This window comes from Deinococcus sp., from assembly GCF_025362455.1.
In the GTDB taxonomy this organism is placed as follows: Bacteria; Deinococcota; Deinococci; order Deinococcales; family Deinococcaceae; genus Deinococcus.
This window is the reverse complement of sequence record NZ_JANYGJ010000225.1, coordinates 1-10177: the sequence shown is the minus strand read 5'-3', so window position 1 is coordinate 10177 and position 10177 is coordinate 1. Positions and strand designations below refer to the sequence as shown.

At 66.4% G+C, this 10177-nt stretch carries 11 protein-coding genes; 8 read left to right on the top strand and 3 right to left on the bottom strand.

Annotated features, from left to right (window positions below; genetic code table 11):
- The 3 genes from Q0R23_RS15655 to Q0R23_RS15645 form a co-directional block, all read left to right on the top strand.
- Positions 1–835 (top strand): HAD-IC family P-type ATPase (locus Q0R23_RS15655; protein WP_293914463.1); only part of this gene is annotated, 835 nt, incomplete at its 5' end.
- Positions 832–1251 (top strand): hypothetical protein, encoded by a 420-nt coding sequence (locus Q0R23_RS15650; protein ID WP_293914461.1) that lies wholly within the window; start codon positions 832–834, stop codon positions 1249–1251. The genes Q0R23_RS15655 and Q0R23_RS15650, both read left to right, overlap by 4 nt.
- Positions 1252–1924: 673 nt before the next feature.
- Positions 1925–3112 (top strand): divalent metal cation transporter, encoded by a 1188-nt coding sequence (locus Q0R23_RS15645; RefSeq protein ID WP_293914460.1) that lies wholly within the window; start codon positions 1925–1927, stop codon positions 3110–3112.
- A 4-nt stretch (positions 3113–3116) separates the two neighbouring features.
- On the opposite strand, the gene Q0R23_RS15640 is transcribed toward Q0R23_RS15645, so the two are convergent.
- Both Q0R23_RS15640 and Q0R23_RS15635 read right to left on the bottom strand, forming a co-directional pair.
- Complete coding sequence (locus tag Q0R23_RS15640) at positions 3117–4166, bottom strand: peptidase C39 family protein (protein WP_293914458.1); 1050 nt, start codon at positions 4164–4166, stop codon at positions 3117–3119.
- A gap of 114 nt (positions 4167–4280) precedes the next feature.
- Positions 4281–4526, bottom strand: a complete 246-nt coding sequence (locus tag Q0R23_RS15635) for a DUF2171 domain-containing protein (protein ID WP_293914456.1) — start codon at positions 4524–4526, stop codon at positions 4281–4283.
- A 119-nt stretch (positions 4527–4645) separates the two neighbouring features.
- Here Q0R23_RS15635 and Q0R23_RS15630 point away from each other — a divergent pair, with 119 nt between their 5' ends.
- From Q0R23_RS15630 to Q0R23_RS15610, 5 genes are all read left to right on the top strand, one after another.
- Positions 4646–7138 (top strand): heavy metal translocating P-type ATPase, encoded by a 2493-nt coding sequence (locus Q0R23_RS15630; RefSeq protein WP_293914454.1) that lies wholly within the window; start codon positions 4646–4648, stop codon positions 7136–7138.
- A 12-nt stretch (positions 7139–7150) separates the two neighbouring features.
- Positions 7151–7870 (top strand): transporter, encoded by a 720-nt coding sequence (locus tag Q0R23_RS15625; RefSeq protein WP_293914452.1) that lies wholly within the window; start codon positions 7151–7153, stop codon positions 7868–7870.
- A 13-nt stretch (positions 7871–7883) separates the two neighbouring features.
- A complete protein-coding gene (locus tag Q0R23_RS15620; RefSeq protein WP_293914450.1) occupies positions 7884–8813 on the top strand; it encodes a cation diffusion facilitator family transporter in 930 nt (309 codons plus the stop codon).
- Between the two features lie 45 nt (positions 8814–8858).
- Positions 8859–9221, top strand: a complete 363-nt coding sequence (locus Q0R23_RS15615; RefSeq protein ID WP_293914448.1) for a metalloregulator ArsR/SmtB family transcription factor — start codon at positions 8859–8861, stop codon at positions 9219–9221.
- A 78-nt stretch (positions 9222–9299) separates the two neighbouring features.
- A complete protein-coding gene (locus Q0R23_RS15610; protein WP_293914446.1) occupies positions 9300–9683 on the top strand; it encodes a hypothetical protein in 384 nt (127 codons plus the stop codon).
- 43 nt (positions 9684–9726) lie between these two features.
- On the opposite strand, the gene Q0R23_RS15605 is transcribed toward Q0R23_RS15610, so the two are convergent.
- Entirely contained in the window at positions 9727–10095 is a 369-nt protein-coding gene (locus Q0R23_RS15605; RefSeq protein WP_293914444.1) for a rhodanese-like domain-containing protein, read from the bottom strand.
- Positions 10096–10177 lie beyond the last annotated feature (82 nt).

The following is a 10177-nucleotide window of genomic DNA, read 5'->3' as shown; positions in this document are numbered from 1 at the left end:
GGTGAATGCGTTTGAGGCCGTTCCCGGCTTCGGGTTGAGCGCCTTAGTCGAAGGTCGCCGGGTACAGGTCGGCGCCGACCGCTACCTGGCGCAACTCGGTCTGGACGTGAGCAGCTTCGCGGCCCAGGCCGCCCGGCTCGGCGACGAGGGCAAAAGCCCGCTGTACGCCGCCGTGGACGGCCAGCTCGCCGCCATCATCGCGGTGGCCGACCCTATCAAGGCAGGCAGTCTGGCCGCCGTGCAGGCGATGCAGGCCCAGGGGCTGAAGGTCGCCATGATCACTGGGGACAACGCCCGGACCGCACACGCAATTGCCCGGCAGCTCGGTATCGGCACCGTACTGGCCGAGGTGCTGCCCGCTGGCAAAAGCGAGGCGGTGCAGTCGCTCCAGGCCCAGGGCCAGAAAGTCGCCTTCGTCGGAGACGGCATCAACGACGCGCCCGCGCTGGCCGTCAGCGACGTGGGATTGGCCATCGGCACCGGCACCGACGTGGCCGTCGAGACCGCCGACGTGATTCTGATGTCGGGCGATCTGCGCGGCGTGCCGAACGCGGTGGCGCTCAGCCGGGCCACGCTGCGCAACATCCGGCTCAACCTGTTTTGGGCCTTCGCCTACAACATCGTGCTGATTCCGGTGGCGGCGGGTGTGCTCTTCCCACTGCTCGGCTGGCGATTGAGTCCCGTGCTGGCGGCGGCGGCGATGGGCCTGTCGAGCGTCTTCGTGCTCAGCAACGCGCTGCGCCTGCGCGGCTTCAGGCCCCCGGTACAGCCGGGGCCGCTTAATCGGCAAACCGCCCAACCTTTCAAGGTCAACCCGGCAGGAGAGCCCATATGAGCAAGCTCGCCATCGGCCCCTGGGTCGCCGCCCAGAAACTGCCCAGCAAGGACCTCGCCCTGGACCGCCAGGTCTTTCTGGAGCGCACCAGGGGCCGCGCCCAGGCGCCCAGCGTGGCCGGACTGCCGCTGATCGGCCTGGGCGGCTCCTGTGGCAAGCCCTGCTTCGCGCTGCCCTATATCCTGGTCTGGAGCGAGGCGAACACCCTGGCGCTCGAGACGGTCGCCCAGAACTTCGGCTGCTTCGTCGAGTACGGCGCTTACCCGCATCTCAAACTGCGCGGCGACGGTCAGGAGGTGGCGGCGGTGCAGGACTGGGCGACCTTCGGCACGGTCTACCTGCGCCCTGGCTACGAACAGGCCGAGGAGTTGCTGATGTGCTTGCTGGAGACGTTGCAGCCCGCGAGTGCCGGTTGACCCCTGGGCCAGCCAGCCAAGCTGAAGCCCTGTGAGAGTGCGTGATCGTCGGCGCTGGCCTGGCAGGCTTCTTCGCCGCCGTTCATCTGGGCCGGTTCCGGTGCTGGACTCTGCTGATCGGCAGTGGTGAGGGCCGCTGGACCTACAGGCAGCACAACGAGAACTATCTGGGATGTTCCAGGGGCGTGAGTGCCCGGCACCTACACATACTGGGGGTCGCCCAGGCTGCCCGTTTTAGGGTCACGTGCAGAGCGGACGCGTCGAGCAGACTGAGCAGCGGCCTGGCAGCGGCTCCAAACTCGGGACCAACCTTGAACGACTGGGCACCTACACGGTCATCTGGGCGACAGGGATCAAAGACCACAGCACCGAAATTTAATCTTAACAGAGCCACCGGCTTGGCACACTTCTATGGAACGGGAAACGCCACCAACCACCACAGCCATTCAGGCCGCCGAGACGGTCAACTCCGCCCTGTCTCTGGCTGGGCGACGTTTAAGGAAATTACGCTGAGTGCGGGACCAGGTAACTGGCGCCCTGTGTACCGGGGCTTACCGAGGCGCACCGGGCCGCCCTATATAGTCCGGCCCGTGTTGACCGGCGCCGCTCTCCATAGCAGTCCCGCGTGAAGGCGTCCACGCCCCCACGTGCTCTGGCCCGGTTACTGGGGGTCGTGGGCCCCGGTCTGGTGGTGATGCTCGCAGACACCGACGCGGGCAGTCTAATCACTGCCGCCCAGAGCGGTGCCCAGTGGGGTTACGCGCTGCTGCCGCTCCAATTGGCCTTGATCCCAGTACTATTCATCGTCCAAGAACTCACGGTGCGTCTGGGGCTGGTCACTGGCAAAGGTCACGGCGAACTGATCATGCAGCGCTACGGTCGGGGCTGGGCCCTTCTCTCGGTCTCCACCCTGGCGGTGGCCTCCCTGGGCGCGTTGGTCACCGAGTTCGCGGGCGTGGCTGGCGTTGGCACCCTGTTCGGCCTCCCGGCCTGGGCCTCGGTGGGGCCTGCCGTCTTGGCATTGCTGCTGATCGCCTGGACCGGCTCGTACCGCCGGGTCGAGCGGGTGGCCCTGATCCTGGGGGCCTTCGAACTGGTCTTTCTGGGCGTGGTCTGGGCCGCGCATCCCAGCGGCGAAGCGATCTTGCGAGACATAACCAGTGTTCCCTGGCGCAACCCGCACCTGCTGTACCTGGCCGCCGCCAACGTTGGGGCGGTGATCATGCCCTGGATGGTCTTCTACCAGCAGTCCGCCGCCGTGGATAAGGGCTTGGGTGTCCAGGACCTGCGCCTGGCCCGCTGGGACACCGCCTGGGGTGCCCTGATCACCCAACTGGTGATGGCCGCTGTGCTGATCACCACAGCAGCAGCTTTTACCGGGCGCGCGCCGCAGTCGCTGGAGAGCGTCGGACAGATCGCCTCTGGCCTGAGCCGAGCGCTCGGGCCACTCAGCGGCAGGCTGCTCTTCGCGCTGGGCGTGCTGGGGGCCTCGCTGCTGGCAGCGGTGGTAGTCTCACTGGCCGCCGCTTGGGGCGTGGGCGAGGTGGCCGGGTTCCGGCGCTCGCTGGAGGACCGGCCCCGCGAAGCCCCCTGGTTTTACACCGTCTACAGCGTGGCCCTGCTCGGCAGCGGTGCGGTGGTCATCTCGGGCGTGAACCTGATCCGGCTGAGCGTGGCCGTGGAGGTCATGAACGCCCTGCTGTTGCCGGTGGTGCTGGGGTTCCTGTTTCTGCTGGCCCGCACCAGTCTACCGCCGCCCTACCGCCTCAGCGGCGGGTCCGCTGTGCTGGTCGGCGGCGTACTGCTGATCACCAGCGGCTTCGGCGTCTTCTCAGTGGTTTCTGGCTTGCTCTCGCCATGAGCGCTTAACCGCCGGGTTGGGGCGCCATCACGTAAGCCATGCCGCCGGAGTGGGTCAGCCACAGCCGCTCAAAAATCGCGCGCGGGTAGGTCCGCTGCACCGCCGCGTCACTCCGGGCCGCCGGATCGTTGAGCACCGGGTTGCCCTGCGGATCAAAGCCGATCAGCACCATCACATGCCCATTCGAGAACGAGATCGGCGAGTTGGGCAGCTCCCCGGCCTTGAAGCGGATGCTGAGTGCTAGCGGCAAACCCTGCGAGATGTAACTCTCGGCGTCGCGCAGGCTGCCCAGCCGGGTGACCGCCGCCTGCATGCCCTGGGTGGCGGCGTAGGCGGTGTTGAACGGCCAGTTACCGAAGCCGTCATACACCGGATCGAAGGTCGCCCTGGCGGCGTCCGGCACCCGCACGGGCCGCTGCCAGAAGGCCAGCAGCATGCTGACGCTGGTGGGGCTGCACCAGACCTCGCCGCCGCCCTTGTAGATCATCTGCGAGCGCTGCGGCACCTTCAGCACCTTGTTCCAGGCGCTCGCCCGACCCGCGCGGCCCAGGTCGCGCAGCCGCAGCGCCGTATCCGCCGTGTTGAACGACAGCAAGTTCACCTCGGACCCCGCTCCCAGCGTCAGCCGGTACTGGAAGGCGGTGCTGCGGTAGGGCAGGCTCAGGGTGTCGGTGTTCACGGTGCCGTCGGCGGTGCGCCGAACGGGCGAACTGGCGCGGGGCCCGGCAGCCCGCCAGGTGCCGAAACTGAAGTACGGCGTCCAGCGGCCCTCCGGGCGGCGCACCCGGACCTCCATGACGACGCTGCTGTCCCCCGGCTGGGTCACGTTCCAGCTTGGGATCAGCTCGTTGAAGGGCGCCGCCTCGGTAGGCGCACCTTCCAGCACCTTGCCGGTCGGGGTCGGCAGCGGCTGCCAGGTGGCCGCCACGCTGGTCTGGCGCTGCGCGGCCTGAATCGCCAGGACCGGCACGCCGAAGTTAGTCTGCTGGGCGTAGGGCGCGGCAGCGGCGCCCACCCCGATTGAGAATGCCAACGAGAGGATCAGGTGTCTCACCCGAGCATGGTATGTGAATTCAGAGAGCCGCCACGGTAGGGCGAGCCATTCACCTGCCAGGAAACGGCAACGACAAATGGGAGCCGCAAAGCTCCCACTTAAATTTCTACTCGATTACTGACGATGTTCCGGGTGGGGATCTTCGCTGAGCCATTGCTGGTGAACCTGCTCATGGCTGAGCTTGAGGTGAACATGCTCGTCAACGTGATCGACAGCGCTCAACGGCAACCAGTGGTGTGTGCCGGAATTGTCTTTGGTCAGCTTGATGTAGTCGCCGTCAACCTTGTCGACCTCACCGTGGTTGTTGCCGTCAGCGCACTTCACGGGCATGTGTTCCCTGATCTGGCTTTGCATGGTCATGGGTGTTCCTCCTGAGTTCTCAGCATATTTATCTGAATGTCTGTTCAGATGTGCGTTGTGACAACAGGCATTCATCATCTGGATTGACGCCTGAGTATCTGCTCAGATATACTTCCGACATGACGACTTCACCCGCTCGCCTGGAATACTTCGTGGACGGCATGGACTGCGCCACCTGCGTGCAGAAGGTCGAACGCATGGTGGCCACGCTGCCTGGCACTGCCGAGGTCAAGACCAGTTTCAACAAGCAGACCCTGCAACTGAGTCTGGATGAGCGACAGACGCCCCGCGAGCAACTGGAGAAAAACCTCCGGGCGCTGGGTTACGCGCCGAGTGTGTTGGCCCCTGTACTGAAAGCGCCGTCCACCAGCATAGCGGCGGCGTCACAACTCGACTACTTCGTTGACGGTATGGACTGCGCGACCTGTGTACAGAAGGTCGCGCGTATGGTGGCCACGTTGCCGGGCACTGCCGAGGTCAAGACCAGTTTCAATAAACAGACCCTGAGCCTGACCCTAGATGAGCAGCAGACGCCGCGTGAGCAACTGGAGAAGAACCTGCGCTCGCTCGGTTACGCTCCCTCGGTGTTGAGCACACCGACGCCTGCGTTCCCGGCTGCCGATGAACATGCGGGCCATGATCACGCCGCGCACCCGCAAGGGGAGCACGGCCACAGCCATGACGACCCGGCAGACCGCGACAGGCCCTGGTACGCCAGCGCTCAGGGCAAGCTGGTGGTCTTTTCCGGCGCGCTGCTGGCCCTGGCGTACCTCTTCGGCTTCATCGAGCCGCGCTTCTCGGTCTACGGCTACGTCGCTGCGACGCTGCTGGGCACCTGGCCGCTGCTGAAAAAGGCGGTCGCCAGCGCCCGCTTCGGTGATCCGTTCAGCATCAACATGCTGGTCAGTGTCGCCGCCATCGGGGCGGTCCTGATCGGTCAGGCCGCAGAGGGCGCAGTGGTGGTGTTTTTCTTCTCTGTCGGCGAGCTGCTCGAAGGCGTGGCGGCGGGCAAGGCGCGGGCCGGGATCAAGGCGCTCTCGGCACTGGCGCCCAAGACGGCCATCGTGCTTGACGGCGAGCAGCAGCGCGAAGTCCTGGCCGCCCAGCTCCAGGTCGGGCAAACCATCCTGGTGCGCCCCGGTGACCGGGTGGCCGCCGACGGCACCATCCTCAGCGGCACCTCCAGCCTCGACGACAGCCCGGTGACCGGCGAGAGCGTCCCGGTGCTCAAGACCGTCGGCGATCAGGTTTTCGCTGGCAGTATCAACACCGACGGCGTGCTGAGCGTCGAGGTCGAGAGGGCCGCCGCCGACAACACCATCGCCCGGATCATCCACATGGTCGAGGAGGCCGAGGGCAGCAAGGCCCCCACCGCCAGGTTCATCGACCGTTTCAGCCGGCTGTACACGCCCGGCGTGGTGGCGGTCTCGGCCCTGGTGGCGGTCGCTCCCCCGCTGCTGCTGGGCGGCGAATGGCACACCTGGCTGTACAAGGGCATCAGCCTGCTGCTGATCGGCTGCCCGTGTGCCCTGGTCCTGAGCGTCCCGGCGGCCATCACCAGCGGGGTCAGCGCCGGCGCCCGGCGCGGCCTGCTGATCAAGGGCGGCGCGGCCCTGGAGACCCTGGGGAGCATCAAAACGGTGGCCTTCGACAAGACCGGTACCCTGACGACCGGAAAGCCGGTCGTCACCGATATCGTCGGGATGGGTGTGGAGCGCGCCGAGGTGCTGCGTCTGGCGGCGGCGGTGGAGTCGGGCAGTAACCATCCGCTGGCCCAGGCGATCACCCGCGAGGCCAGGGGGCACAAGCTCAGCGTGCCGGAGGCGACGGACGCGCAGGCGCTGCCTGGCAAAGCCGTCAGCGCCGTGGTGGAGGGCCGGGCACTGAGCGTCGCCTCACCGCGCCACGCCGCCAGCCTGACGACCCTGGACGCCACGCTTAGGTCCCAGATCGACACCTTCGAGTCGCAGGGCCGCACCACCGTGCTGCTGCTAGATGGGGTGGCGGTGCTGGGCCTGATCGCCCTGCGCGACGAGGCCCGCCCGGACGCCAGGGCCGCCATCGCTGAGCTCAGGGCCCTGGGGATTGGGGCGGTGATGCTAACCGGCGACAACGTCCGCACCGGCCAGGCCATCGCCGCCGATCTGGGGATGGAAGTCCGGGCCGAGTTGTTGCCCGAGGACAAGCTGCGCTTCATCGCCGACCTGCATGCTCACGGCGGCGTGGCGATGGTCGGGGACGGCATCAACGACGCGCCCGCCCTGGCGCAGTCGGACGTGGGCATCGCCATGGGCGGCGGCACCGACGTGGCGCTGGAAACGGCGGACGCCGCGCTGCTGCGCGAACAGGTCTCCGGTGTGCCGGAGCTGATCGCTCTGTCGCGCGCCACCATGAGCAACATCCGGCTGAACATCGCCTTCGCGCTCGGGTTGAAAGCGGTCTTCCTGGTTACCACGCTGCTCGGGTACACCAACCTGTGGATGGCGATCCTGGCCGACACCGGGGCCACCGCCATCGTGACCGCCAACGCCCTGCGGCTGCTCGGCTGGAAGCCGAAGACGCTGATGAGGGCAGGCCCGCCCGCCCCGCTTGCCACCTCTGTTCATGCGTAACCCAGGCTGTTCTTGACTACGCCCCTCTCACAGGTTTTCTCGCTGACGCTGATCCCGGTGGCCGCCACCATCCTCGGCGGGGTGGTCGCTAGCTACCGCGTGCCTGGAGAACGGCTGCGAAGTTTCGTGCAGCACTTCGCGGCGGGCGTGGTATTCGCCGTGGTGGCTGGGGAACTGCTGCCTGAGATCACCAGGGGGCATCAGCCGGTCGGCGTGGTGATCGGCTTCACTCTCGGCGTGCTGGTGCTTCTGGCGGTGCGGCAATTCGCGGAAGCTCTAGAGCGCAAAAGCGGCGGGAAGGGCGAGAGCAGCCTGATCACGGCAGTAGGCATCGACGTCTTCATCGACGGCCTGCTGATCGGGGTGGGTTTTGCCGCTGGAGCCAGGGTCGGGGTGCTGCTGATCGTGGCCCTGACGCTGGAACTGCTGTTCCTGGGCGTCTCGGTGGCCTCCAGCCTGGGCCAATCGGGGCAACCGAGGCGCCGGATCATCTTGACGGTGGTGGGGCTGAGCCTGGCGGTTATCGTGGGCGCGTTGCTGGGCGGCACGCTGCTTCAGGGACTGAGCGGTCTGGCGCTGGAGATCGTACTGTCGTTCGGCGCAGCGGCCCTGCTCTACCTCGTTACTGAGGAGCTGCTCACCGAGGCGCACGAAGTCAAGGAGACCCCCCTGATCACGGCGGCCTTCTTCGCGGGCTTCGTGGCGCTGTACCTGATCGAACTCTCGACCTGAAAGGGGTAGCTCTATGACGCACGACCACACCGCTCACGATCATGCCGGACACTCGCACGGCCACAGCCACGCCCCCACCGATTTCGGACGGGCCTTCGTCATCGGCATCGGTCTGAATACCATTTTCGTGATTTTCGAGCTGGTCTACGGCACGCTGGCGAAGTCGCTGGCCCTGGTGGCCGATGCCGGGCACAATGCCAGCGACGTGCTGGGCCTGCTGCTCGCCTGGGGAGCTTACCTGGTGGCCAGACGCCGCCCGTCTCTGAAGCACACCTACGGCTTGCGGCGCAGCAGCATTCTGGCCTCGCTGACCAACGCCGTGCTGCTGCTCGTCGCCCTGGGAGCGATCATCTGGGAGGCTGTCCACCGCTTCAGCCAGCCCGCTCCGGTGGCAGGCGGCACGGTCATCTGGGTGGCGACGCTGGGGATTGCCATCAATGGCGTCACAGCGTACCTGTTCGCCTCCGGGCGCAAAGGCGACCTCAACCTTCGCGGGGCTTATCAGCACATGTTCGCCGACGCGCTGGTTTCGGCGGGCGTGGTGGTGGCCGGCATCGTGATTTTGCTGACCGGCTGGAACTGGCTCGATCCGGTGGTCAGTCTGGTATTGGCTGCCGTGATTTTGTACGGCACCTGGGGGCTGCTGCACGAATCGCTCGACCTGGCGCTGGACGCCGTACCGGAAAGTGTGGATCTGAACGAGGTGAAGGCGTTCCTGAGTGCTCAGCCGGGCGTGTCGGGTGTTCACGACCTGCACGTCTGGGGCATGAGCACCACCGAGACCGCGCTGACGGTGCATCTGGTGATGCCGCGAGGGCTCCCAGACGAGGGTCTTCAGCATCTTCGGCACGAACTTCACGAGCAGTTCGGGGTAGAACACGCCACGGTGCAGGTCGAACAGGGTCGCGTGCCCTGTGATTTACTCTCCGACGAGGTGGTGTGAATGGGTTAACCGGAAGGGGTACTGAGCATCGGCTATCCTCTAGAAATGATAACCGTTTCTCAGGAAGGCGCCTGCGAGGTCACCTGCGTTCACCCGGAGGCGGTAGAGCGTGCCCGGCTGGCGTTACCCGATCAGCGGGATGTGGACGACGCCAGTGCGCTGCTCAAGGCGGTGGCCGACCCGACCCGGCTGCGGCTGCTCAGCGCCCTGAATACCGGTGAGCTGTGCGTCTGTGATCTGGCCGCCGTGGTGGGCATCAGCGAGAGCGCGGTGAGTCACCAGCTCCGGCTCCTGCGCGCTCACCGCCTGGTCACTTTTCGCAAGGAGGGCCGCATCGCTTACTACCGCCTGCTCGACCACCACGTCACGGTATTGATCGGCAGCGCCCTGGAGCATGTGCGTGAGTAGACCGGGTAGCTCCTGAACAGCGCTCCCCGGCGCTGGGTCTGGCCGCGTCTGATTTGGACTGGGGTTGCCCTGCTGGCCGTGCTGTGCGCCGCTGCGGCGCTGGTGTGGCTGAAGACCGAGCGCCGCTGGAGTGGGGCGCTGTACTGCATCCAGCAGCCCGGCACCCTCTGGAACGGCCTGGCGCCACTACCTACCGGATTTAGCCCGGAGTGCCCACCGAGCAGCACCTACCGGCAGGAAGTCCGCAGTGGGCAAAGCCGGGTCGAAAGTTACCGTGCCGAAGGGTGGCAGCCCAAGGCCCTGCTGGACGTGCTCAAGTCGAAAGGCTACGGCCAGACCACCGACGACCCGATCAGCCCCGGTAACTACGCGGCGTTTCTGGAGGGACCGAGCGGCACCGTGCAGTACGTCGCCAGTTTGGAGGGCACCCAGACGGTCACGACCCTGAGTGGCCGCCCCTGAGCACATCAACATGCCTGAGCAGCGCCAAGGCGGTTAGCACTGCTCAGGGCCTGTTGGGCAGAAGCGCGAAGCCCGCCTGCGTCCAGGCGTCGAAGCCGCCTTGCAACTCGCGGACGTTCGAGTACCCCAGAGAATGCAGAGTGGCGTGGGCGATGGCGCTCATCCGCCCGGAGCGGCAGTACAGCAAGATCTGGGCTTTGTGATCGCGCGGCAGGCGAGCACTGCCCTTGACAGCGTCGAAGGGAATGAAGGCGTCGGTGCCCGCGATAGCGCCCTCGAACGGCACATGCACGTTGATCAGCGTGAACGACTTGTGCTTGAGCGCGGTCGCCAGCGCCTGAGGTGTCAGTTGACCGGGAGCCGCCGTGGCCGAGCCCAGGCCCAGCGCGAGCAGAGCAACAAGGATACGCATGGTGAGGAGTTTAGTCGCTCTCCATCTGATTGACTGCAAGGCGAACCGCAGCCGTCTTCCCACTGCCCGGCTGGATTTACAG

Coding starts and splice junctions, on each gene's coding strand:
- Q0R23_RS15650 (WP_293914461.1), top strand. CDS start 832: ATGAGCAAGCTCGCCATCGGCCCCTGGGTCGCCGCCCAGAAACTGCCC.
- Q0R23_RS15635 (WP_293914456.1), bottom strand. CDS start 4,526: ATGACCATGCAAAGCCAGATCAGGGAACACATGCCCGTGAAGTGCGCT.
- Q0R23_RS15630 (WP_293914454.1), top strand. CDS start 4,646: ATGACGACTTCACCCGCTCGCCTGGAATACTTCGTGGACGGCATGGAC.
- Q0R23_RS15620 (WP_293914450.1), top strand. CDS start 7,884: ATGACGCACGACCACACCGCTCACGATCATGCCGGACACTCGCACGGC.
- Q0R23_RS15615 (WP_293914448.1), top strand. CDS start 8,859: ATGATAACCGTTTCTCAGGAAGGCGCCTGCGAGGTCACCTGCGTTCAC.
- Q0R23_RS15605 (WP_293914444.1), bottom strand. CDS start 10,095: ATGCGTATCCTTGTTGCTCTGCTCGCGCTGGGCCTGGGCTCGGCCACG.